Below are 24,073 nucleotides of genomic sequence, written 5' to 3' on the forward strand. Positions count from 1 at the left end.
TTACACCCCATAAATTTTGTTTTGTAATTCTTTTAATCCATCTAAATATCTTAAGGTTGCACTTGAAATAAGTTTTTCATCAATAATATATAATTCGCCCTCTATAACTGCTTTAATTTGAGAAAATCCTGGTCTTGCCTCAATTGTTTCAACTGATATCAACTTGTTCATTGTTCCTTCTTGTGCAATATAGACATCAATTTCATTACTCTTTGATAATAAATTTTCTTCGCCAAATTCAACAACTGTTGCACTACCATCACTTTCGATATCTTGCGCAATGTTATTTAACCCAATTATAGTTAAGGCTTTTCCAGCAAAGGAATCTTGCGTTACCGTTTTAAATTTATCACCAATACTTTCAAAATAAGCTGTTTTTCTAGGATCAATTCCTTCTCCTTTTTTTTGTATTTCATCAATTTGAGAATGGAAGTTCTCTAATAACGCTTCTCCTTCCGCATCTTTTCCAACAATCATTGCTAATCGCGTTATATAATTATCAAAATCATCGAACTTGCTACAATATAAATTAATAACAGGTATCCCTGCATCTTCAATCGCTTTTACATAATCTGGATAACGTTCAACAATCATTGTTCGTGCGATTACAACATCTGGATCAGCTGCAATTAACAATTCCGGATCATCTTTATAACTAAATTGCTCTTTTTCTAAAACTGCTTCAGGATAATTATCGCTGGTTCCTACCCCGATAATTTCACTATCTAGACCCATTGAAAAAAGATTTTCAGTATGTGCTGAATAAAGTGATACAACTTTTTTTGCTGGCTCACTCAAAGAAATTTCTACACCACTATCATCAATAAATCTTATTTCTGAATCCCCTGTTGTTTGAACCGCTTCTGTCGTTGAACACCCTGTCAACCCCATTAGTCCTGTTAATAACACACAAAATAATGCCACTATTGCTTTAAATCGTTTCATTTTCTTCTCCCCTTTTTTTACTATTCTAAGACCAAAGAATGATTAAAAAAATCACCTTTGACTTTAAAAACATCGTATAATGTTTGACTGGTTAATACCTCTTCACTTTTACCACAATCATAAATTCCATCATGGTTTAATATAATTAATTCATCACAATATTTTCGTGCTAAGGATAAATCATGAATAACCATGATCACTAATTTACCTTTCTCAACTTCCGAACGCAATTGTTTGAAAAATCTCACCTTATAAAAAATATCAGCATTTGATAATCCTTCATCCACTAAAATCGCATTACTTTCTTGGGCTAATACTTTGGTAAAAAACGCACGTTGTACTTCACCACCACTTAATTGTGTTAACGGTTTATCGCAATACTCACTTAAATCATTTTCTTTAATCCGTGTATTAATAATTATGTCATTATCTTCACGACTCATACTATCATGAGCATAGCGGCCCATTGACACCAATTCTTTTAGAGTATACGGAAACTTTACAATTGTACTTTGTCTCATATATGATAATTCTTTCGCCATTTCTTTTTGAGAATAATCACCTAGTTGTTTTCCCTTGAGTAGCACTTCCCCAGAATTCATTGGAATATCTCTTGAAATAACATTAAGTAACGTCGATTTCCCAACCCCGTTTGGTCCAATAATCCCATATAAAATATTAGGATGAAACTCAATACTGATATCATTTAGGATTTTCTTTTTACCATAACTCACATAAATATTTTTCATATTTATCATCCTGCTTACCTCTTTTTCATAATAAAAATATAAATAAAAAACGGCCCTCCAACCATGGTCGTTAATACCCCAACTGGTATTTCATGTTGCAAAACAGTTCGGGTTATAGTATCAGCTAATAATAAAAACAAGGCCCCTAAAAGGGCACTCATTGGCAATACTTTACGATTATCTGCGCCAACAAAAATACGACATAAATGTGGTACAACCAAACCAACAAATCCAATAATGCCACACAATGATACTGCAAATGCGGTTAATGTGACAGCTGTCAATAATAATAAACGATATACAAAATCATAAGCAATTCCAACGGATTTGGCCTCTTCTCTTCCTAATGTAAGAATATTTAATTCTTCCATATACCGGGATGCTATAAAATATCCAATCGCAGTAATAACCGCAACAACACATACTTTTTCAATAGGTTTTGATGCTAAATTTCCCATCAACCAATAGACCATTTCAACAACATCTTCATCTGCTAAACTCTTTAATAAGCTAATTCCTGCTGAAAAAATGCTTCCAATAATAATTCCAGCTAAGATTACATTAGCCGAATCCAAGGTGCCTTTTACTCGTGATAACCACATCACAATTGCAATTACAACATAACTAAAGACAATTGCCAAAATCTGAATTGGCAGTGCCACCCCAAAGGCAATATTAACGTAAATTGCCAAACATGCTCCAAAGGCGGCTCCTGATGAAATTCCTAAGGTATAGGAATCTGCTAAAGGATTTTGGAGTAAGCCTTGTAAAATTACACCACTTGACCCTAATGCGCTTCCCACAAATATCGCCGCCAACACTCTGGGAAAACGAATTTTATAAAAAATCGTTTTCCCAATCTCAGAATCTATTTCCGTTAGATTCACTTTACCAACATTTATTGCAAATAGCCCAAGTCCAATCAGTCCAATTATAAGAATCAAATTAATCCATTTACTTTTCATAAAATATTTCCTGCCATTATTCACATTCCTGCTTTTTTATTTATTATTAATGTCAAAAATAGCTTTATTTTTAAACGATTAACAACCTTTATAGATATTTATCAAAAAAACTCTTAGTTTCTACTAAAAACTAAGAGTTTATATGTTATACAATAAAATCATCTCCATTACTTGTAGAGTACTTGTGATACAATAATAGGCAGATATTCTGACTCAAGCATTCCCATTTTTTCACCTTCCCAGTTTCCCAGTGGTTTATTGAAAAAACTAAACTTTTACAGCGGCAAGACCGTGTAGGATTTTCACCTAACTTCCCCTTTTATTAATCGTTCAGAAACGATTATCCTATTACAATTATTTAATTACTCTTATAATAACATAATTGTAAAGTATTATCAACATATGTCAATAACATTATTTTTTAATTTTAACTTTCTTTCAAAAAATACAAAAGCCACCTCATCACAAGGCGGCCTTAATTGTATTAATATTTGAGTTTTTATTTGTCTAAGCACGCAAAAAATAATACAATTTAGCGTAATGCCATTTACGCTAAATTGTATTATTACGCTAAAAAGTATAAACTACTATATTTATAGCTTTCTAAATTTTTTAAATATTTCGTTCAGATGATTTTCTAATATAACGTCAACTAGAAAGTGACCCAAGGGTGTTACAATTTCATTGTAGCTGAACAAAGATTAGTATCAATAATATCCGAAAATAACCCTTCCTGAGAAAAACGATTCAAAACAGCAACCTGTCTTAGATCGTTTTTCTCAATTTTTTACAAAATTTGTTTCTGATTAAGAGCCATGCTTACCCCTCCTTCATTTGCTGACTTTCTGTCAAGGCCTGAATAAACTTGCGGATCGCCGGGCTCTTATCTTCTTTCCGGCAGGCTGCGATCACATCAAATCGGTACTGATCCCCTTTGAGAGGAATGCAGCGGATCCGGTCATTGGCATAGAACTTGAGCTTTCCGGGAATAATCGCCACTCCATCCCCGGCTTCGGCCATCAATAAGGATGAGCTGATACACTCATAACGGAGCATCTTATTCGGGGGTATTTTTTCGGCGTTGAAAACCTTATTCATATAGGTTGCATAGCCATTGAATTTGTCATTGGCCGGCAGCAGAATCCGCTGTGAAAAGAGTTCATCAATGGCCACACTTTTCTTTCTGGCCAGCGGATGGTTTTTGCTGACTGCCACCCGCAGCACATCGGGATATAATTTATAAGTATCGCACCAGGAACTGAGCAGCTCCTGGTCGAAATCGAGGGTGATAATAACATCGACCTCATTGGTCTTTAATTTTTGCGGTAGATCGCCATAATCGCAGGAAAGCAAAGTCAGTTTAACGTGGGGACAGGCCTGTTCAAATAATTGCGCCGATGGTCCCAGAATTTCCCTGGTGTGGGCATGGAGATAACCGATTCGTAATTCCATTTCAAGCCCGGCGACGGCCATTTTTACTTTTTTCATGCTCTCATCATACTGATTGACAATAATATTGGCCTCGGTCAATAAGATCCGGCCAATCACGGTCAGTTCCAAATGGTGGTGGCTTCTGGTAAATAAAGACGCTCCGACTTCTTCTTCCAGGGCGGCAATGTGCTTACTCAATACTGATTGGGTAATAAACATTTCCTCTGCCGTTTTGCTGAAATTAAGATTTCTGGAAAGCGCAATAAACTCTTTCAATAAATCAATTCGCATCGATTTTTCCTTTCCTTTTCCAGATTAAGCTGCTGATGAGCTTGTAGGTCCTCTCATCAGCAATCGCCGCGGTTAACGCGATCGCCTGAAACATCTGGAAACTTTCTCTCTTTATTCTACCTGATTAATAAATTTCCGGCAAGAAACCTTCATTTATATTTAATCTTATATTATTCGTCTTAAGCTAAAGAATACAAGAAGGACTATTCTATTTTGGAATAGATCATGGTCTTTTTTGAATTTCACACTAAATCCGCCGAATGATATAATTCGTTTACAATGATAAATATTTAACAAAATACTTGTAATTATTTATCCACATTACAATTAAGAGGAGAATTACTTATGAACCTGAAGTACCCCAATCTTTTTTCCCCCATCAAAATTGGAAACATCACCTACAAAAACCGGATTTTTTCGGCACCGATCTCGTTGCAGGAACTGTCCCCGGAACTTACCTTAACTCAGGAAAACATTGCCTTTTTTGAGCTGCGGGCCAAAGGCGGCGCTGCCAATGTTACCGTTGGTGTTGCCAATGTGCTGGACACCGGTCGTGGTCATACCAAGGAACTGGCGCTGGATAATCCTCTGATTATGCCATCCCTGACCCATTGTGCCCGAACCATCCGACGCCATGGTTCAATCCCCAGCATTGAACTGTGCCATGCCGGAATGTTTGCCGGTCTGCCCAATCTGGAAAATCCCCATCCCACCAATATCCCTTATGGACCGCTTTATGAAGTAGCCGCAGATGGTACTGTCGTACGCCCATGGGATGAAGGAATGATCATGGAATTAGTGGAAGCTTTTGCCAATGGTGCCCGCCTGGTTAAAACCGCTGGTTTTGAAATGCTAATGGTGCATGCCGCCCATGGCTGGTTGCTGAGCCAGTTCATTTCGCCGACAAACACCCGCTGCGATCAGTTCGGCGGCAGTTTTGAAAACCGCATGCGCTTCCCGGTAATGGTCTTAAAAGCGATCCGCGAAGCCGTCGGACCGGGCTTCCCGATTGAATTCCGAATGAATGCCGTGGAGCTTTTTGAAGAAGGCCATGGTTTGGATGAAGCCATCGAAATCGCTAAATACGTTCAGGAATATGTGGATATCATCCACGTCAGCGCTGGTAATCAAAAAATCGGCGAAACCTTTGTCCGTACCCATCCGGATATGTTCCTGCCACATGGTGTCAATGTCGAATATGCCGCTGCGATTAAAAAGCATGTCAACATCCCGGTAGCAGTAGTTGGTGCCATTACCGATCCGGACCTGTGCGAAGAAATTATCGCTTCCGGCAAGGCCGATATTGTAGAAATGGCCCGTGGCCTGATGGCTGATCCGTTCCTGCCGCAAAAAGCCATGGAAGGCCGTGATCAAGACATCCGTAAATGTATGCGCTGTCACGTCTGTTTTGACACCATCATTATGACCCGTGATACCGCCTGTGCCCTTAACCCGGTTATCGGAGAAGAAGAACTGTACTTCTCGCCACCAGCGGCCCCAGCGAAACTTAAAAAAGTCCTGGTTGCCGGCGGCGGTCCTGGCGGTATGCAGGCAGCCATTACTGCGGCCGAACGCGGTCACAACGTGATTCTCTGCGAAGCCACCGACAAATTGGGCGGCCAGATTCTTTGCGAGGCTCATGTTGATTTCAAGAAAAACTATTTTGAATTTGGCCAATGGTTAATCCATCAGCTGGAACAACTGGATAACGTCGAAATCCGCTTAAACACCCGAGTTGATGCCAAACTTGTTGACGAAATTAAACCAGATGCCTTAATTTGTGCCCTGGGTTCGGACCCACTGGTTCTGGACATTCCTGGAATTGATGACGAACGTGTCATCTATGCCGCAGAGCTGGCCAAAGAAAATCCGAATATCGGTCAGAAAGTGGTTGTCATCGGCGCTGGTCTGGTTGGCTGTGAATCCGCCATTCACTTCCTCCGCGAAAAGAAAGACGTCACCCTAATTGAATGCCGGGATGATTTTGCCGTCGATGCCAATGCTTTCCATAAAATGGCTTTAAATATAAATCTTCGCGATGGTGCGGATATCCGTCTTAACACTACGGTTAAAGCCATTACCAAAGCTGGTGTTGTTGCGGTCGATCAAGATGGCAATGAAGTGGTTTTCCCGGCGGACACGATCTTCTGTGCAGCTGGCATGAAATCCAAATCAGAAGATGTTGAAGCACTGCGTGGTTCCGTCATGGAATTCTGGCCCATCGGTGACTGTGTCAAACCGGGCAAAGTTCAAACCGCCATTCAGCATGGTTATTATGCGGCTCTTGACTTATAAAATCACCAATCCATAACCATTTAAACAGAAACCGAAGATGCCTAAAAAATTTAGGATCTTCGGTTTTTTTATCTTATTCAAATAATAGCTTTAACAGCACAGCCTCCAGACAATGGTTTTATCCTGGTTCTTCATTACTTTTTAATACAAAGCCATGAAGGGTTTCCAGAGCCTTCCACAGAAAGGTATCATTTAAAACAAAATGCGGATTGTGCAATGGATTGCTAACATCTCCGGGCATTGCAAAAATCATCAGAATCCCTGGCACTTCTTCTAAGTACTGATAAGCATTATCGCCGGCAAGATAAACTGTCGTTTCCAGCGAAAATGACGCTCCCCAGACCTGCTGCCCCACATTAATCGCGCGGCGAATCAGTTTCTGATCATTCACAATGGGCAGTACCGGTGTTTTATTGATATGTAATTCGATATCTGCGCCAACTTCTTTTTCTATTTCTTTAAGACGATGATACAGCTCTGCACCAATCTCATCGTATTCTGCTTTTGTCACTGTCCGGATATTTCCGTTCATGACGACTTCGCCAGCCATCGCGGATGATGAAGTCCCACCTTTGATGGTTCCCAAGCCGATCCGGAAAGGATTATTCAATTGATAGGTCTGATTCAGCATCTCAACCATCGTAATGACTTTACCGGCAACCATAATGGCATCAATACCGCGGGTATTATCCGCCCAGTGGGTGGATTTCCCCTTGATCCGAACATTTATTTTTCCCAGGGTAGCTGACGCCACCCCATCATTCACTTCCATCCCGGCATTTTCTTTATTCACAAAATGAAACATCACACATTCATCGACAGGATGACTTTTCAAAACACCCTGCTTCAGCATGAAACTGGTCCCTTTCCCGATTTCTTCTGCCGGTTCAAAAACAAATTTGACGTTGACTCTAGCTGGATGGTTATCGGCGGCAATAATTTCTGCCAGAACTAACGCCACTGCCATATTGGCATCATGACCACAAGCATGCATCACCCCATCGCGCATTGATTTGTGGGGAGAGTTAGTCAGTTCATGGATAGGTACGGCATCCATTTCCACGCGAATAATTATTGTCCGTCTTTTCTTTTGATACGGCAGCATAGCAGTACACCCCGTCGGATCCATCCGCTGGACTTCGTACCCCAGCTTTTCAAGTCGTTTAACGATGAATGCGGTGGTTTCAAATTCCTGAAATGCCAATTCTGGATGTCGGTGAAAATGCTGCTGGAGTTCTAGGATTTTATCCTGCAAAGCGCGGTAATCCAACTTAATCGCAAAGTGTCTTTTTCGTTGCCGAGCCATGGGCTCGATATTTCGTTGGATCATTTAGCTTCTGCGCAGCTGAAATTGATTCAGCATCTGCTTCAGCATTTCTGCCTGGCTGGCTAGTTCTTCGCTGGCTGCCGCACTTTCTTCTGAGGTGGCCGAATTATGCTGAACAACCTGGGCTACCTGGTCGATACCAGCGTTGATCTGCGCAATGCTGGTGGCCTGTTCGTTTGATGCTTCTGAAATGTTAACAACGATTGCGGTTGTTTTTTCAATGCCATCGACGATCTCTTTTAAAGCGGCTGCTGTTTCATCGGCAATTCGGGTCCCCATTTCAACCTTATTGATGGAACCTTCAATCAGCAGAGTTGTCTCTTTGGCCGCATCGGCACTCCGGGCTGCCAGCGATCGCACTTCTTCCGCAACGACAGCAAATCCACGCCCATGCTGGCCGGCTCGGGCGGCTTCAACCGCAGCATTAAGCGCCAGTATATTGGTCTGAAAAGCGATATCATCAATGACTTTAATAATTTTGGATATTTCTTCAGAGGATTCATTGATTTCAGCCATCGAAACCTGCATCGATGCCATTTGCTCATTTCCGCTGATGGCATTGCTCATGACATCGGTGGCCAAAGATCGTGCTTTGTTTGCATCCATGGCATTCCGTTTGGTCTGATCAGCTATTTCCGTAATGGATGCGGTTAATTCCTGCACTGAGCTCGCCTGTTCAGTAGAGCCCTGTGATAAAGCCTGACTACCATTGGAAACCTGTCCGGCACCAGTCGCAACCTGATCGGCTGCACAGGTAATATCAGCAAGCATCTGATTCAGTTTTGCGATAATTGTATTCAATGCATTTGATATATCGCTAAAGTCGCCATCAAAGTCAGACACCTTATCCATATCCAGTTTTCCATTTCCAATATTGATCGTAATCTCGGAAATATCCGTGATTAGTCTGTTTAATTGCCCTGTTGTGGCATTTACAGAATTTTTAAGATTTTTAAATTCACCTTCATATGAACCACAAACCTGTACCTGCAGATCACCTTGCTCAATAGCAGCCATCACCCCGGATACTTCCTGCAGCGGTTTGGCAATTTCTGCTAAAATGCTGTTCATACCACTGACTAAATCGGCCCAGGTCCCCTTGAATTGCGACACATCAGTCCTTTTTTCCAGATTTCCCTCGATCACAGCTTTTGTCATGGTTATGCCCGCTTCGACCATTCCGCCCACGGATTCCTGAACCTGTTGCAAATGATCCCGGATTTGTTCAAACTGCTGTCGGACCTCCTCAGTATAGTCGTCGGCTTCAGTGATTGTTAGGTCAAAATTCAGATCGCCTTCGGCCATCCGCAGCAAGTTCTGCTGAAGCCGCGCCACTTCGGCTTTTAAGTAGTTTATCACCTTTGTGTTAGGGGTTAAATCTGAAGTAATTTCGACAAAACCAATCTGCTCTCCCTGCCGATTGGTTATAAAAGAGGTGGTATTTTTATTATACAGCCCGGCAAATTCAAAATAGGTATCATTTGCTCCTTTTTCGGTCAACCGTCGATACCCACAATCTTCCGAATTGCAGATCGTCGCTCCGGCATTGCAGCAATCCGTCCCCACCGCTGATTCACGATCCTTAATCGCTCCGGCAGCGGCCAGATAACCTTCGTAGGATTTGTTCAGAAAGGTCCATTTCATCTGATTATCCATCGCCTGAACGGGGAATGGCATGGCATCGAGAATTGCGGTGAACCAGTCGATTTTTTCCTGAGCAAATGCCATGATCTGATTAACTGACCCCATCTGGGACTGATACGCACCCGTCACTAATGCTGTGGGCCCACTTTGCGAAAAAATCCCCCGCTCCGCCTGAACAGAAACCGCTTCTAATACGTCGGTAACAGCGAGGATGGCATTTTTTATAGTCATCAAGCTCTGCCCCAGACGATCTTTATCAGAAAATGGGCCAATCTCCCCTGATAGATCCCCAACCGCCAGCTTTTCTGCCTGTTCAGCCTGGTTTTGAAGCGCTTTGGCGATAGACGTGCAAGACTCCAGGATGCCGTCCAGTAGATCGTTAGGCTGGCTTTCCCGTTCAATTCCTAATTCCTCGATTGACAGTTGCGCAGTCAGTTCCTCAATGGCCGTCAGTTTTCGGGCAGTCTTTTTCACTGAGAGCAGGATCACCCCGACAATCCCGGCCAGACCAACTAGCAGGATCATCAGAAAACCATTTAAGCCAGGCTTGGCATCTGCCCAGAACTGCAGCGTGCCCATTGCGGCTGCATAAATCAGCAGGATCGGCACGCCGATTGTGAGCAGTGTTTTTCTTGAAAATTTATTTCGCCATTTCATTTTTTTCTCCTTGTGATTTTCATTTTTTAGCTTTCTTTATTTCGTTCTTTCATTCTTTTATTATGGCCACCTAATAAAACGGTCCTTCTGCCTTAAACAGGCAGAAGGATCGGTGTATGCTTCCTTCATGGCTTATGTCAAATTGATTGATCAGTCTTAATCCTTCTAACCTTGATTCAATAATTTTTCAGAAATCGCCTGAACACGCTGGACCGCCTGTGAATCTGCAGGCAGCTCGGTGAGCGGTTTACCCACCGCATCATAGGCCACAATATTTTCATCTAGATCGATGATTCCTAAAACCGGCACATTCATCGCCTCGATCGACTGTTTCAGTACCGTCTCATCGAATCCGTCAGGCACTCGATTGATGACCACCCATAGTTTGCGACAATTAATAACCCCATCCTCGGTCACCATTTTCCGGATATGGGCCACCGTCTCCCGGCCGCGCGACGAGGTATCTGTGAGAATGATCAAATCATCCACTTCACTGACAACCTGCCGATTGATCTGTTCAAGGCCTGCTTCCCCATCGATCAGAATCGTATCAAAAGTCTGCATTAACAATTCGATGGAACAGCGCAGCAAGGTATTAACAGAGCAATAGCAGCCCTGGGTTTCTGAACGACCCATGGCCAGAAATGCCAGCTGATCCGTTTCAACCAGGGTATCCAGCACCAGATAATCCAGCAAATTAGCCAGTTTCGTTTTATCGTCGGCATCGCCATGTTTTGCGGTGTCAATAATCGTTTCGCGGACCTGCCCCATGGTTCGTTCGGCCTTAATCCCGAGGGTATTTGGTAAACCAATGGCCGGATCGGCATCAATGACAATCAACTTTCCGGCTTTTTCATTGATCATCAGGGCCTGGGTCAGCATGGCGGTAAAGGCCGTTTTTCCCACTCCGCCTTTTCCGCAGACGGCAATAACGCGTTTAGTTTGGTTGCCAATTTCACAGTTTTTCATGATTTTTTCCTGCTTCTTTCTGATAGGCGCCACTGATTTTTTTAACTTCCTGACAGACATCCTTTTCCTCACAGGCGCCGCAGTGTCCGCCGGGTTTACACTGGGAAATATCAACGCCCCGTTCTTCCCAGATTTTTCGTTTCATTTCCTTGACCATCTGACTGACTGGTTCGCCCAGTTCTTTCAACCCGAGGACATCCTGTTTTTCGGAAGTCACAAACAAGATGCTGACGGCTTCGGCAGGGGGAAATTCCGCTTTGATCCGGCTGATCAATGCTTCCCCGATCCGCTGAAAACTCAAACCTTTTGCTGCAGCCTCATAACTGATTCGACACCAGATGTTTTCGAGGGTGCTTTTGATCATGAACCCTTCACACAGATCCGCCGGTATCGAATAATTCAGCAGCGCAAAGCGGTCTTCTTCAGTCAGTGCCCTGCCTGCAATCAGAATGACCAGTCCCAAAGGCATCTGCTTATTTTCGCTTTCCGCCACTTCACTGCCAATTACAATGATCTCCCCATCATTGATGCTGTCGTCACTTGCTGAACAGACCACAAACGACATGGAACCGGCTGCGGGGCTTCCCAGTTCAAGAAAGGTATCTGATCTGAGCACGATCGTTGACCCGGATTTTTTACTGCTGTCTGCTTCGAACGGCCGCACCGTTGCCTGATATCGCCTGACGTTTTTTTTCAATCCGTCCAATTTATTAACGTAGTTAAAAATGCTCTTGCTTATTTCGTTAAATTCAATTGCTTCATTAATTTCACTCATCTTAGCACTCGCCTGTTTTGACATGATTATTACAATACGCATCGCGACCCAACAGCGCGGCCCCTAAGGCCCCTGCGATTTGCGGGTTTTCAGATAAGGGGGCCAGTTTAAAGTTCAGTCGCTTTTCCAAACTGCGAATTAACGCCTGATTCTGGGCACACCCGCCGGTCAAGACCACTTCTGCTTTGATACCGGTTTTATTTGCCATGGAAAAAATACGTCGGGCGATTGAATCATGAATGCCCGCTGCAATATCGTGTATGTCAGCCCCTTTGTTGATCAGGGTGACCACTTCGGATTCGGCAAAAACGCTGCATTGTTTGGAAATAGCGACCGGATTATCAGATTCAAGGGCAAATTTAGACAGCTCTTCCAGCGAACAATCCAAGGCTCTCCCCATGGCCTCAAAAAATCGACCAGTGCCGGCGGCACATTTGTCGTTCATCATAAAATCAAAAATTTTTCCCTGATTATTCAGCGAAATCACCTTACAGTCCTGCCCGCCAATATCAATGACAGTTCTGACGTTAGCGTTCATCCAAAAGGCCCCATGGGCATGACAGGTAATCTCAGAGATGTTCGACTGGATAAATGACACCCCTTCCCGACCATAGCCGGTACCGACAATCGTTGACAGGGCCTCCCGCGAATCCAAACCGGCTTTTGCAATAGCCTTTTCCAGAACAGTCTGCGCCGTCTTTTCGGGATTGCCTTTTGAATTCATGACCGCCCAGGAAATAATTTTTTCATCGTCAACGATCACCGCTTTGCCAGTGGCCGAGCCTAAATCACATCCACAATAATACATATTTTTCTCTCCATTATTTAATGTCTATTTTTCACTTAAGCCGGTCACTCTGAAAAATTCGGATATTTGTTTCTTAACCTCTTCCATCGGAGTATAGCGTTCATCAAACAAGCTGGTTGTCAGACTTAACAACGGTACGTCTAAATCTTTGCACAGTTCTTTTAAAAACTTAGTCGTTGCCGATTGATCTTTATGGCCCATATGGCCCGGGAAAATGACGCAGTCAATGCTGTAATCTTTCACAATCCGGGTGATGTCTTCCAGAAATACTTCAACGGTTCCGCGGGCCTGTCGAATCATCGGGACTTCGGCGGTTGATCGTCGCGCCAGGCCCAGCAGCATGCTTTCCGGTGTTGATGTATCGATGGGGGTATAAGGTGCGTATCCCTGAAAGTCCATAACCACATTGGCCTTCCATTCTTCTGCAAGCCACTGCCCCAACTCTTCATTCCATTGCGGGGCTAGGTCGGCCCACAGAATTCGGATCTGCTCATCCGGAACTGCTCCGATCCCAGCTTTAACCTTTTGTTCCGCATCATAAACCATCATTTGCAGCAGTTCAGTTGCCTTTTGTTGGCCAGCCCGGACATGCTGGGTAATCGGCCAGGCAACGACCGATCCTTGAAATGATCCGCCCGGACAGGGAACGGCTCGTCTTAATTCATTATATTCAGCCCAGGTTTCATACTGACGATTGGTTTCTTCAATCACCGCTCTTAATTTGTCATAATCCATTTTAACGCCGGGGTGCACCGCCTCCAGAAAAGTGATCATTCCTTTGAGTTCATTGGCAAAATATTGATAATCCTCTTCACTGGTGCCATAGCCATAATCCAATGAAAAATCCGGAACGTTTGCCCAACCGTTATGTTTAAAGGATTCGTGCATAACCGGTTGGGCATCGCATGGTTCGAGCATCGCCAGCATTGCAGTTGGTTTTGGCACTAAATGATCCTGGACGGCATAGGTGCTGAGACGAATCAGCGAGCAGATATCATCCGGCAGCGAAATCTTATCCGATTCTTCTAGATCATAGAGTTCGGTCATGTACATATGTCCCAGAATATTAAAAACGGGATTAAAAAAATGAATGTCCATTGCCGCCAGAATCTCCGAGGCGTTGCCATACCAGGTGGACACCATTGGTGCTCCGGTTTCAATGCATTCCAAGGTTTTTTTATCACTTTCCATAACCAGATTGATCAGCCCAATTAAGACCGGGTTTTGCATTTCTGGTGGGGCACTTTGAATCATCCCTAAAACATGTTGCCATCGGCCGATACATTCCTGGGTACGCTGTACCCCGGGTACTGATTGATTTGTCATTTTATTTTCCCTCCAATGTTTCCTGAAATGCCTGAACCCGGGTTTTCAGCTGACCGATACCGGTAAGATTATATTCGATTTCCAATTTTAAATGTGGCAGGTTGTTTTCCTTGGCATAACGGGCAAAATCATCCTGTTCGTAAGCGAAGATATCGCATAGCAGCAATCGGGCACTGATGATCCCGTCAACCTCGCCGTCTTTGGCCAGTTCCTTAATCTGCTCATAGCGCTGTAAGCTGGTTCCATAAGTCCGGGGATCTGATGGCCGTTCATTGAGATAGTATTGACTGATTGCCGCCAGCGGATCGCCGGTTTCAGAAATATCCTTTAGACATGAACGGGTACCATACCAGAGCAGATCGGTGACGACCATTGCGCCCTGACTTTCCAGTACCTCAATGAAATTGGGATCATCAATTTCTCCGCCGATAATCATTAACCGCGCTTTTGGTTTTTCCGTCCCAGTCTGATTTCTTAGTTCATCCAGCAGCGCTGCCAACCGAATATTGTATTCTTTTTTAGGCATCGAGTAACCGGCAACCATCACCGCCAGAACATCGGCCCCGGATATCGGCGGTTTTTCTTTTTTGCGCAGTTCATACAGTTTGCGCTGCAATTTTCGGGTCTTATTGTGCAGCTGAACGGCTTCGGTTAACTTTTCATCGGTTATTGCAACATCATAGGTTGCTTCAATGCTTTCTTTGAGTTTTTCAAGCTCCTTTGTATAAAGCGCGGTCTGAAGATCCCCCAGTTTTTGCGGTACCACCAGAAAGTGAAAACACAATTCCGGATTTCGCTCTTTCCAGTTTTCAAACAAGCGCCGGAGATGGTCGCAGGCATTAAAGGAAACCACACCGTCAAGAAAATCAAATTGATTTTCCAGAACCATTTCATAATTATAGCGGACATAGCTGCAATTGATCTGACTGAAGTAGGCATCCGAAAGATCGGTACTGTCGGCTCCGGTTCCGCGAATTCGATACGGCATGATGCCAGCGGCTGTAAAAAGCTCTTCCGGAACATTGGCATAATAATAACCCACAACTTTTCCGCCATTTTTTTTCCATTCTTTAATCGCTTCATTGTTTAAGTTCTTAGCAACATCTCTAAAAAATTCCAATGAATTGGTTTGATTCGATGTACTCATTTAATTCCTCCTGCGTTTTTAAAGATACTCAGTCTTCAGATTTCTGTTCTTCTGTAAACGTTCTTATCTAAAATTATAAAGGGCCTGTTGATAAATATAAAACGAAACCTTGGAATACTATTATTCCAAAATGTCATTCCATTAGGCTGATCACGCGATTTTTACCATCATCATTCTTTCGTCCCGATAAATGATTAAAGACAATTATCAGTCATAAATATAAGCGGTTGCTATTTTTAAAGAAATAAAAAGACCCTCTATTAAAATTTGTAGGTAATAATAGCTAGGTCTTGTGAAGGGCAACCGGATCTTTAGCTGCTTAAGCTCATATAACAGGATATTAAGATATGCATTGTAACCGCATCATCGGATAAATCGACATTCATCATATCGATAATTTTAGTGATTCGATAATTAAAGGTATTCCGATGGATAATTAACTTTTCGGCCGCTTGAGCGATGTTTCTCCCGCACAAAAGATAAACATATAAATTCATTACATAATCCGTCCCGTTTTTTGTATCATACTGGCTGAGGGTAATCACATCAGGATGCAGCAATACTGATAAATCGATACTCTTTGAGCACAGATCGATCATGTGTTTCATAAAGTAATTTGTATAATGATAAATTTTCTCTTCGCCCTTAGTCAGAAAACCCAAAGATAAGGCTTTGACTGCCTGTTTGTAATAAAACAAAATGTTATAGTAATCACTAAATTGATTGCTGATCCCACAATAACAGTGTAATTTGTCAATTATTTCCCCCAGCAAAGTATGTACTTTTTCGTAGGTATTCACTTCTGTATCTATTTTTATTACCGCAACAATCTGATCTCTGTATTTAAAAACAATTGACTGCGGTAATGTTTGATTAATAAAATTTACACAAAATTCATAGTAAACCGTCTTTTTTTCATTCTTTGAAAAATCTCCCGAATAAAAATAATCAAAATTTATCAAATAGTATTGATCTTCGAGTTTCCAATTTCGCTTTGATAACTGATACTGTACCGTTTCACGGTCAATTTGCTTTCCCGAAATCAACCGGAAGGTTACATAATCGATACCTTGGGTAGAAATCATATAGTTATGATTGTTGCTGATCGCATCGGCAAATACCTTTGACAGGTGGTTTACAATACTTAATTGACCAAAAGTAAATGGTGCAATCAAATCTACAACACCCATATTGCCTACTCTTTTTTCATTGACAAAAATGTTTGCGATCATATGTTTATAGCGTTCTTCTTTGTAAAGCGAACTTTTTTGCTCGGTTATATAAGCGTCCTTGGCTTTCATTAAGGTATCAACATAGGTTCTGTCATAGGTGCTAAAATAATCGACACTTATTTGGCCAAACTGAACAACCTCAAGCCAAACGGTTTCATCGTAATTACTTGGTAGGTTGCCACTTTTGGCTAAACAAATCTGGGTATTATCAAACAAAGCAATCGGATTCGTTAATTTTTCATATCCGATATCAAGAATCGATTGCAGGTCGTGTTTATCGATTATCGATTTTTTAAGCCGTTCATCCCATAAGTTATAAGCATCAAATACACCCAATATTCTATTGAGCACGTCGGAAATTGGGCTTTCATTATTGATTAAAAGATAATCGACATCTTTAAAAACTGCTAATGACGCGGCATCAGCAGTTCCAATTAAAATGATGCCGGTAGCAGCCTCAAAATGGTCATACGTCTGAAACTGTTCAGTCAAACCGACATAAACATAGCCTGTTTCAAATAGATCGCTATTCGAATTTAAAAGTCTCGCACTGATAAGGTTCAATTTTTTATTTTCGCTTAGATGAAGCGTCGGTTTTAAATCTACTATTTGATCTGCTATAATTTGCATGTTTATTTTCACCGAATTTACCTCTAGTCATTTTCAAAATTCAGGATGATCCTTTTTAACCTGATCATTACGTTTTTTAATAGCATTCGTTTTGTAATCTTAACTTATTATATACCTTTATTCAACCCATTGAATCATGCGGGACTTTTTTTACCGGCTTCATTAATATTTTTCGTTTTCTGCCGCACGGTTTATTTTAACTTTGGTCGGCTTAAAATAACTATAAAAGAGGTAGTGATATTTTTCACTGCCTCTTGCCAAGCTGTTTCCTGAATTACTGAATTATTTTCTTATGCTTTATATCGGGGAATTTGTTCAACATCAAAAATACTGTTATTTTCCATTACAACATAAGGAGTTTGAACCACTTTTACGCGTACGTCTTTTTGTGGAAAACCAGGGCTGCCCCAAACAACTGTCAATTCGGTGCCTTCTTTGGCAAATTCTTTGTCAATAAAACCTAAAGAAATCATTCGTTGATAGTAAATACTATTGAGTCTTCCTGCTGATACCCCAACCATCTTATCTCCGGCCATAACCTTGTCATGGTGATAATAGTAATGGTCTTCTTCATCTTCAGTCATAAATGGATTATAATTGTAATCTGTTGGATACTCATCCATTGGTTCATATGCCTCGACATCACGGCCTTTGAACTGTGACGCGACGATATCGGCAATATCATCGGGATTCCATTCTAACGTAACTAATGTTGTTTTTTGATTTTCAGCTATTTTCTGAAGTGCTTCTTTACCAGGAAAATCATGGTTGAATTTTACTCGGGATCCCCAACCCACATCAAATGGTGTTCTGAAACGTACTTCAAGATCATCCCCAACACTTCCGAGAAGGGCTCTTTTATGGAAGGTTGTATGAGGGGGATTTTCTTCCAGATACTCTCTGATTCCTGGGGTTTCCTGCAATGGCAATGGATAATGGATGTAAATATTTGGGAATCCGCCTTCGGTATGGTTCATGCAATATGCCCGTGAACCAAGTTTTTTCGCTCCAAATGGTTTTGCTGCCTCCCAGATGCTGCTGTACACTTGCTCTAATTTATCCATATCTCCGTGCAGCTCATAAGCCAAGGTACCAGACATTCCCAAACGTAAGATACGTACATCAACATCTGCAATTTTTGCCATCCGATGTTTTACATATCCGATATCATGTAAATCACACTTGCCGGCATTTTCAAGTATTTCCAGTGATTTAGGGCCAGCAACTTGAATAAAGAATTCGGTACCAGTTAAGTCAGTACCCACAATATCCATATCTGTTATTGACACATAATAATCAATGACTGGGCTTAGCCAATAACACCGGAAGGTATCTTCGGCAATTTTCATGACAACGCCGTCAGTTAAAATCTGTCCTTTTTCATTACAAAGGATGCAGTGATTGATTCCACCCACTTTTGTCGTTGTAAAATCGTTTACACTAATTGATGTCATGAACTTAGCTGCGTCAGGTCCTTTAATATCATAAACCGGTGAAATACACAATTGTGTACTGACATATGCACTTGTTTTGCTGGCTACAACTTCTTTTCGATACCCTGTATACTCATATGGTGATAAAATACCAGCATGATTACTAAATAAAAATGCCCCTTTATTGATTACTTCTGAATTAAACATTTTTTCTCCTTTTTTGTTTTAGTTCGTTTAATTAGCCGACGAAAACGAGTGTAATTTAATTGTATTTTTTTGCATTTCGTCAACTATCTTTTGCATATTGTATCTGTTTCCAATAACAAATAATTCCAGCTGGGATTTATTTTCTTCTATCAGATTAATCTATGGTTTAAGTATAAGATATTCATCCCGGTACTACAATGTCAATATCAACGAAAATAACACCAATATTTGGTCAACTACTCTCATTCTAAAAATAGTGCCAGTCTGCCCTTTATGGGTATCATTATTAGAAAGTTTTGATCTTTGTTTGACTGCTTAGATCGTGTCCTAAATAAAAAATGCCGGGGCTGATTTTCTTCAAATCCTGCCCCGGTATTGCTTATTAAATTCAATATAATTGGCTGCTAGCCTTCAATCGGTATTGCTGATCCGATCTCTTTTTCACTTTTAACACCCAGCAGATAATTCAATGTTAAGGCAATTGCGGCGAAAACAATAATCAGTATGAAAGTCGAATTGTAAGAACCGCCAGATTTTTCCAGTAACGAGCTCGAAATCAACGGTCCGATCAATGCTGCTGGAATAATCGCAAAATTCGTTAGACTAAAATTAACCGGATAATTTTTAACGCCATAAAATGAATTGATAACCGCAGATGTCAATGCCGGTGAGCCACCATAACAGGTTCCAACTAATAGTATCCCAATAAATACAAAAATGACATTTTGCGTCAAGGCGCCCAGGCATAGACATAACCCTGCTATAACTAAAATAGAATTGTTTAATATCATTGCTTTATTTCGGCCAATCCGGTCAAATAATGTGCCGAATAGAACACGTCCGCCACCATTAAATACCGACACCATCAAGCCTAATTGTGCTGGTGCACCAAAGGCTATCGCAATCGTTGCGGCGCTATTGATAACTAACAACCCCGCCGAGCTCACCATGATGACCCATAGGAAAAAGCACCAGAATGCGCCAGTTTTAAGCATTTCAATTGAAGTATATTCGGTTTTTCTGGCGCCGCTCGCTTCGTGTTTTATCTTTTCGTCTTTGACTGGTTTCGTCACTTGTTTTTTTATAAAAAAAGAACCCAGCGCCATAACGATCGAAACGCCAATTGCCAGATAGAAAAAGGTCTGCAGTAAGCCAAATTGACCAATCATAATATTGATAAATGTGCCTAGAACCATGCCGCCAAGACCAAATCCCATCAATAATATCCCTGATGCCATTCCCGCTTTTTCCGGAAACCAGGAAATAACTGAACTAATAATGGCATTATAGCCCATGCCGACCCCGGTTCCGCAAAGGATCCCATAAAATACATACAGCATCAAAAGGCTTTGCGCCGGTTGTTCCGGGTTAATTTTTGAAACGCCCAGGAAGCCTGAAAACAATAATGCTGCAGCAATCAAAACGATGTGTTGATTTTTTAAGACCTTCGTCAACTTTCCACTAACAAAGCCCCCCAAGCAAAAACAAATCATCGAAATCGTAAAGCTTAACGTTAAATCCGTGGCTGTCCAGGTTACAAAAATTTTGTTGAGCGGTGCTTTGAAAATTGACCAGGCATACAATAATCCCAGGAACATCAGCATAATCGTTCCTGCTATTAGATAGAGCCATCTTTTTTTACTTTCGACATTCATAATTTTCTCCGTTTTCTTAAAACATTGTTTAACTGCAGAATCCCTGCCAAACAGGTATCCCTGTATAGTTCAGCGCTTCTTCTTCATTGTTCAGGACCCGCAGCACTCCGGAGGCTAATGCTTCCATTTCAAATTCACCGGCCATCACTTCTTCCGGAGCAATCCAATCAACGTATTCTTTTAAGGCAGTGACCAGATATTTACTTCTTGAAATACCGCCGGTTAAAATGATCGCATCAACTTTTCCTTTTAAAGCCACGGCACACGCTCCTACGCTTTTACCGATTTGATAAATCATTGCATCGAATATTAACCGTGCATGCTGATCGCCCGCAGCGATTCTTTTTTCCACTTCAAGCATATCTTGCGTTCCTAAATGATCAATCAGGCCGCCTTCTTTGTTAAATCTGTCATAAAGTTCTTTTTCGGTGTATTTTCCGCTAAAACACAGTTTCAATATTTTTATTGCCGGCAATGTCCCGGCACGGGTGGGAGTCATCGGTCCATCGCCGCCGATAATGTCGTTAGAATCAATCATTCTGCCATGTTGATGGGCCGTGATCGAAATCCCGCCGCCAAGATGACATACAATTAGATTGGTTTGCTCATATTTTTTGCCAACGTTCTGACAAAATCGCAATGCCACTTCTTTTTGATTCAGGGCATGAATTCGGCTTTCTCGATAGACATCTGAAAGACCGGTAACTCTGGCGATCTCATCAAATTCATCAACGTCCGGTGGATTGACGATGTAAGCAGAACCGCCAAATTCCTCTTTGAAAGCATTGCAAATCTGAGACGCTAATTGTGCGGGATGTTGACCGGCCATCCCCTTACTGGCATGTTCTAAAAGCTTCGGTCCGATTTCATAAGTACCGCCCTTTATGGGAACCAGACCACCGCCTCGGCCAACAAAAACATCGATACTTTCAATGGGTATATTTTCTTGCTTTAACATCTCTGTAACCATTTGTTTGCGATACGGCAACTGTTCTTGTATTTCTTTGTACTTTTTTAGGGTCACCACATCATGATTAATATTTTTACTGAAAATTATCTCATCATTTGAAAAGACTGCTATTTTTGTTGAAGTTGAGCCCGGATTAATTGCTAGAATTTTATATTTTTTCACTATCTCATCTCCTAAAAATTTTTAGCGACATAGGCCGCTAATGCCATTGAATAATATTTATCAGATGCTTCCGCAGACCGTGAAGTCAAAACAATCGGCACCTTAGCACCGACTACCAGACCGGCTGTCTGAGCATCTGCAAAACCGGTAAATGATTTTACCAGCATATTTCCTGAAACAATATCGGGAACAATCAGTAAATCTGCATCGCCCGCTACAGGACTTTGATATCCTTTGATTTTAGCTGCTTCCTTATTGGTGGCAAGATCAAAGGATATTGGTCCCTCGATAATGCAATTCTTGATTGCCCCGCTGACATTCAGCTTTTTCAAGTTGTCCGAATCGATCGTATCAGGCATTTTGGGATTCATTTTCTCAACAGCGCCCATAACTGCCACCTTTGGATTTGCCACGCCAAAGGCATGCAGGACATTCAGGGCGTTTAACAAAATCTCCTTCTTGCCATCAAAATCCGGATTGGTATTCATCCCAATATCGGATACTGCTAATAGTTTGTGGTACTTGTCATTACTGAACTGATAGAAACCGATTAATGATATCAGGCCGCCTTTTTTCAGATTACTTTCTTTATTCACAATGGCTTTCATCAGTTGGCCGGTTTCCAGCTTGCCCTTCATAATGACATCTGCTTTTTTATCATGTACGAGCTGAATTGCAATTTTCAGACAGGTCTCAACATCACCTGCCGGCACGATCTGATAGGCATCGGAAAGCTCGCCTAAATTCTGAAGGATTTCTGTTATTTTTATTTCATCACCAATGAGTATTGGAACGATCAGGTTATCTTTGGCAGCTTTCACCACACCTTCTAACGTGTGTTCATCCTGTGCGGCGACCACCGCTACCCTACTCTTTTTATCCATTTTTTGCACTTGAATAATCAAGTCAGCAAAATTTTTGATCTTCATAATTGTCTACTCCCTTTAAATAAAACGTACCTATTGAATCTGATGATTCAGACTATTAAATCTATTAGACAAGAAAACAAAGTCACTATTTTGTAAAACAGCATTTATTAGCCCGATCATCATTTATATTTATCCTTTTATCCGTTCGTCCTTATCATTTAGAGAATATAGTTTCCGCCATCAGCCATAGCAAAGCGTCTTCTTCTTGTAAACGTACCGGCATCACAGATACCTTCGCCTGTTGGGGTGGCGATTGTAGGGCCATTTGATCCGCTGCCGCCGACCCCAAATGCAGCCAAGGTCCCGCCATTTTGAACAAAGATCGTGGTGTCGATCATTTTGCCGAAGGCCGTAACATTATCGATATTTTTTGACCAGATGGTTGCCGAATGTTTGTTTTCATGCTCTGCCGCAACCGCCCACTCTTTTGCCTGCTCAAAACTTTCACATCGCACGACTGGCAAAATTGGCATCATTTGTTCGGTCTGAACAAACAGGTCATCATTTTGGGCCTCAAATACACAAATTTTCGGGTCGCCATCCACAGCAACACCAGCTTCCTTCAAAATTTTGCTGGCATGTTGACCAACCATTTTTTTATTTGCTGCATACTCACCATTTGGCAATTGACTGATCGCCACGGCCGTTACCATATCAGCTTCTGCTCGTGTTAACAGCTTGGCACCCTGTTTTAAAATTTCTGCCATAAACTTATCGTACACACTATCCAGCACGAACAGTTCTTTTTCCGCTACACACAAAAGACCGTTATCAAATGAAGCTGATCCGAAAATCCCTACGGCAGCCTTTGCGACATCTGCCGTTTCATCAATAATCGACGGTGGGTTACCGGCGCCTGCGGCAATTACTTTTTTTCCAGATTTCATCAGCGTTGCTACCATCGCCGGTCCTCCGGTACCGACCAGTACCTTAATTACTGGCGATGCCATGATATCATTGAGCGATTCCATCGATGGATCTTTTATCATCGTGATTAAATTACATGGTCCGCCTACTTCTGTGATCGCCTCATTAATCAGATTAACCGCATTAGCCGTGCATGCCTTTGCGGATGGGTGGGCATTAAACACAATTGAATTACCTGAAGCAACGATTGCAATTCCATTTCCGGCCACCGTCGCTACGGGATTCGTTACTGGAGTTACGCCGCCAATCACACCAAAAGGAGCTGGAAATTCTACCGTCAGCCCCTGATTTGTCGAATATATACGATTCGGCAAAGTTTCGGTCCCACCGGCAAGCATGATCGCCCCGGTATCTTTGATAATTTTATCTTCATACCGTCCATATCCGGTTTCATCAAGCTCATGCTGAGCCAATTCTTCGATGTGCATCATGAATACTTTTTTAATATTGGCTATATATGCCTCCCGATCATCGATTGTATGATTTTTCATCAGCTCGAGCTGTGCTATTCTAGCCGCTTCAATAGCTTCTTTTGCATTTTCGAAAACCCCTAATTGTTTGGTCATATTAATAAACTCCTTATTTACATTGATTTTTCG

The 24,073-nt window shown here is 41.8% G+C and carries 18 protein-coding genes and 1 riboswitch; of the genes, 1 reads left to right on the forward strand and 17 read right to left on the reverse strand.

Translation table 11 applies throughout. The annotated features are described in order from the left end of the window. From DOZ58_RS03895 to DOZ58_RS03910, 4 genes are all read right to left on the reverse strand, one after another. Positions 1–945, reverse strand: coding sequence for an ABC transporter substrate-binding protein (locus tag DOZ58_RS03895; protein WP_111887106.1), 945 nt, complete (start codon positions 943–945; stop codon positions 1–3). A 20-nt stretch (positions 946–965) separates the two neighbouring features. Continuing rightward, entirely contained in the window at positions 966–1,694 is a 729-nt protein-coding gene (locus DOZ58_RS03900) for an ABC transporter ATP-binding protein (RefSeq protein ID WP_162624406.1), read from the reverse strand. A 14-nt stretch (positions 1,695–1,708) separates the two neighbouring features. Then, positions 1,709–2,659, reverse strand: coding sequence for an iron ABC transporter permease (locus DOZ58_RS03905; protein WP_111887108.1), 951 nt, complete (start codon positions 2,657–2,659; stop codon positions 1,709–1,711). A gap of 180 nt (positions 2,660–2,839) precedes the next feature. Then, positions 2,840–3,023: riboswitch (cobalamin riboswitch) on the reverse strand. A gap of 455 nt (positions 3,024–3,478) precedes the next feature. Continuing rightward, positions 3,479–4,381 (reverse strand): LysR family transcriptional regulator, encoded by a 903-nt coding sequence (locus DOZ58_RS03910; RefSeq protein WP_111887109.1) that lies wholly within the window; start codon positions 4,379–4,381, stop codon positions 3,479–3,481. A 345-nt stretch (positions 4,382–4,726) separates the two neighbouring features. On the opposite strand from DOZ58_RS03910, the gene DOZ58_RS03915 reads away from it, so the two are divergent. Further along, positions 4,727–6,676 carry an FAD-dependent oxidoreductase gene (locus DOZ58_RS03915; protein WP_111887110.1) on the forward strand — a complete coding sequence of 650 codons (1,950 nt, stop codon included), beginning with the start codon at positions 4,727–4,729 and terminating at the stop codon, positions 6,674–6,676. Positions 6,677–6,794: 118 nt separating this feature from the next. On the opposite strand, the gene DOZ58_RS03920 is transcribed toward DOZ58_RS03915, so the two are convergent. From DOZ58_RS03920 to DOZ58_RS03980, 13 genes are all read right to left on the reverse strand, one after another. Continuing rightward, positions 6,795–8,006 (reverse strand): M20 family metallopeptidase, encoded by a 1,212-nt coding sequence (locus tag DOZ58_RS03920; RefSeq protein WP_111887111.1) that lies wholly within the window; start codon positions 8,004–8,006, stop codon positions 6,795–6,797. Further along, positions 8,007–10,304 (reverse strand): methyl-accepting chemotaxis protein, encoded by a 2,298-nt coding sequence (locus DOZ58_RS03925; RefSeq protein ID WP_111887112.1) that lies wholly within the window; start codon positions 10,302–10,304, stop codon positions 8,007–8,009. It abuts the gene before it with no gap. 165 nt (positions 10,305–10,469) lie between these two features. Continuing rightward, positions 10,470–11,273 carry an AAA family ATPase gene (locus tag DOZ58_RS03930; protein WP_111887113.1) on the reverse strand — a complete coding sequence of 268 codons (804 nt, stop codon included), beginning with the start codon at positions 11,271–11,273 and terminating at the stop codon, positions 10,470–10,472. Continuing rightward, complete coding sequence (locus DOZ58_RS03935; protein ID WP_162624407.1) at positions 11,260–12,048, reverse strand: carbon monoxide dehydrogenase; 789 nt, start codon at positions 12,046–12,048, stop codon at positions 11,260–11,262. Before DOZ58_RS03935 ends, DOZ58_RS03930 begins: the two co-directional genes overlap by 14 nt. Before the next feature lies 1 nt (position 12,049). Next, complete coding sequence (locus DOZ58_RS03940) at positions 12,050–12,856, reverse strand: acyl-CoA dehydratase activase (RefSeq protein WP_111887115.1); 807 nt, start codon at positions 12,854–12,856, stop codon at positions 12,050–12,052. 24 nt (positions 12,857–12,880) lie between these two features. Next, positions 12,881–14,182 carry a 2-hydroxyacyl-CoA dehydratase family protein gene (locus DOZ58_RS03945; RefSeq protein ID WP_111887116.1) on the reverse strand — a complete coding sequence of 434 codons (1,302 nt, stop codon included), beginning with the start codon at positions 14,180–14,182 and terminating at the stop codon, positions 12,881–12,883. A gap of 1 nt (position 14,183) precedes the next feature. Then, positions 14,184–15,329, reverse strand: coding sequence for a 2-hydroxyacyl-CoA dehydratase subunit D (locus DOZ58_RS03950; RefSeq protein WP_111887117.1), 1,146 nt, complete (start codon positions 15,327–15,329; stop codon positions 14,184–14,186). A 311-nt stretch (positions 15,330–15,640) separates the two neighbouring features. Continuing rightward, entirely contained in the window at positions 15,641–17,191 is a 1,551-nt protein-coding gene (locus DOZ58_RS03955) for a CdaR family transcriptional regulator (protein WP_162624408.1), read from the reverse strand. 290 nt (positions 17,192–17,481) lie between these two features. Then, positions 17,482–18,831 carry an aminomethyltransferase family protein gene (locus tag DOZ58_RS03960; RefSeq protein ID WP_111887119.1) on the reverse strand — a complete coding sequence of 450 codons (1,350 nt, stop codon included), beginning with the start codon at positions 18,829–18,831 and terminating at the stop codon, positions 17,482–17,484. 404 nt (positions 18,832–19,235) lie between these two features. Then, complete coding sequence (locus DOZ58_RS03965; RefSeq protein ID WP_111887120.1) at positions 19,236–20,486, reverse strand: OFA family MFS transporter; 1,251 nt, start codon at positions 20,484–20,486, stop codon at positions 19,236–19,238. Positions 20,487–20,514: 28 nt separating this feature from the next. Beyond that, positions 20,515–21,618 (reverse strand): butyrate kinase, encoded by a 1,104-nt coding sequence (gene buk, locus DOZ58_RS03970; RefSeq protein ID WP_111887121.1) that lies wholly within the window; start codon positions 21,616–21,618, stop codon positions 20,515–20,517. Between the two features lie 11 nt (positions 21,619–21,629). After that, positions 21,630–22,547, reverse strand: coding sequence for a phosphate acyltransferase (locus DOZ58_RS03975; RefSeq protein WP_111887122.1), 918 nt, complete (start codon positions 22,545–22,547; stop codon positions 21,630–21,632). Between the two features lie 158 nt (positions 22,548–22,705). Beyond that, positions 22,706–24,040 (reverse strand): aldehyde dehydrogenase, encoded by a 1,335-nt coding sequence (locus DOZ58_RS03980; RefSeq protein ID WP_111887123.1) that lies wholly within the window; start codon positions 24,038–24,040, stop codon positions 22,706–22,708. Between the last annotated feature and the right edge of the window lie 33 nt (positions 24,041–24,073).

It is taken from the genome of Acetobacterium sp. KB-1 (assembly GCF_003260995.1).
Classification (GTDB): Bacteria; Bacillota; Clostridia; order Eubacteriales; family Eubacteriaceae; genus Acetobacterium; species Acetobacterium carbinolicum.

Coding starts and splice junctions, on each gene's coding strand:
- DOZ58_RS03935 (WP_162624407.1), bottom strand. CDS start 12,048: ATGAGTGAAATTAATGAAGCAATTGAATTTAACGAAATAAGCAAGAGC.
- DOZ58_RS03930 (WP_111887113.1), bottom strand. CDS start 11,273: ATGAAAAACTGTGAAATTGGCAACCAAACTAAACGCGTTATTGCCGTC.
- DOZ58_RS03945 (WP_111887116.1), bottom strand. CDS start 14,182: ATGACAAATCAATCAGTACCCGGGGTACAGCGTACCCAGGAATGTATC.
- DOZ58_RS03920 (WP_111887111.1), bottom strand. CDS start 8,006: ATGATCCAACGAAATATCGAGCCCATGGCTCGGCAACGAAAAAGACAC.
- DOZ58_RS03910 (WP_111887109.1), bottom strand. CDS start 4,381: ATGCGAATTGATTTATTGAAAGAGTTTATTGCGCTTTCCAGAAATCTT.
- DOZ58_RS03965 (WP_111887120.1), bottom strand. CDS start 20,486: ATGAATGTCGAAAGTAAAAAAAGATGGCTCTATCTAATAGCAGGAACG.
- DOZ58_RS03975 (WP_111887122.1), bottom strand. CDS start 22,547: ATGAAGATCAAAAATTTTGCTGACTTGATTATTCAAGTGCAAAAAATG.
- DOZ58_RS03940 (WP_111887115.1), bottom strand. CDS start 12,856: ATGTATTATTGTGGATGTGATTTAGGCTCGGCCACTGGCAAAGCGGTG.
- DOZ58_RS03900 (WP_162624406.1), bottom strand. CDS start 1,694: ATGAAAAATATTTATGTGAGTTATGGTAAAAAGAAAATCCTAAATGAT.
- DOZ58_RS03905 (WP_111887108.1), bottom strand. CDS start 2,659: ATGAAAAGTAAATGGATTAATTTGATTCTTATAATTGGACTGATTGGA.
- DOZ58_RS03955 (WP_162624408.1), bottom strand. CDS start 17,191: ATGCAAATTATAGCAGATCAAATAGTAGATTTAAAACCGACGCTTCAT.
- DOZ58_RS03960 (WP_111887119.1), bottom strand. CDS start 18,831: ATGTTTAATTCAGAAGTAATCAATAAAGGGGCATTTTTATTTAGTAAT.
- DOZ58_RS03895 (WP_111887106.1), bottom strand. CDS start 945: ATGAAACGATTTAAAGCAATAGTGGCATTATTTTGTGTGTTATTAACA.
- DOZ58_RS03950 (WP_111887117.1), bottom strand. CDS start 15,329: ATGAGTACATCGAATCAAACCAATTCATTGGAATTTTTTAGAGATGTT.
- DOZ58_RS03925 (WP_111887112.1), bottom strand. CDS start 10,304: ATGAAATGGCGAAATAAATTTTCAAGAAAAACACTGCTCACAATCGGC.
- DOZ58_RS03980 (WP_111887123.1), bottom strand. CDS start 24,040: ATGACCAAACAATTAGGGGTTTTCGAAAATGCAAAAGAAGCTATTGAA.
- DOZ58_RS03915 (WP_111887110.1), top strand. CDS start 4,727: ATGAACCTGAAGTACCCCAATCTTTTTTCCCCCATCAAAATTGGAAAC.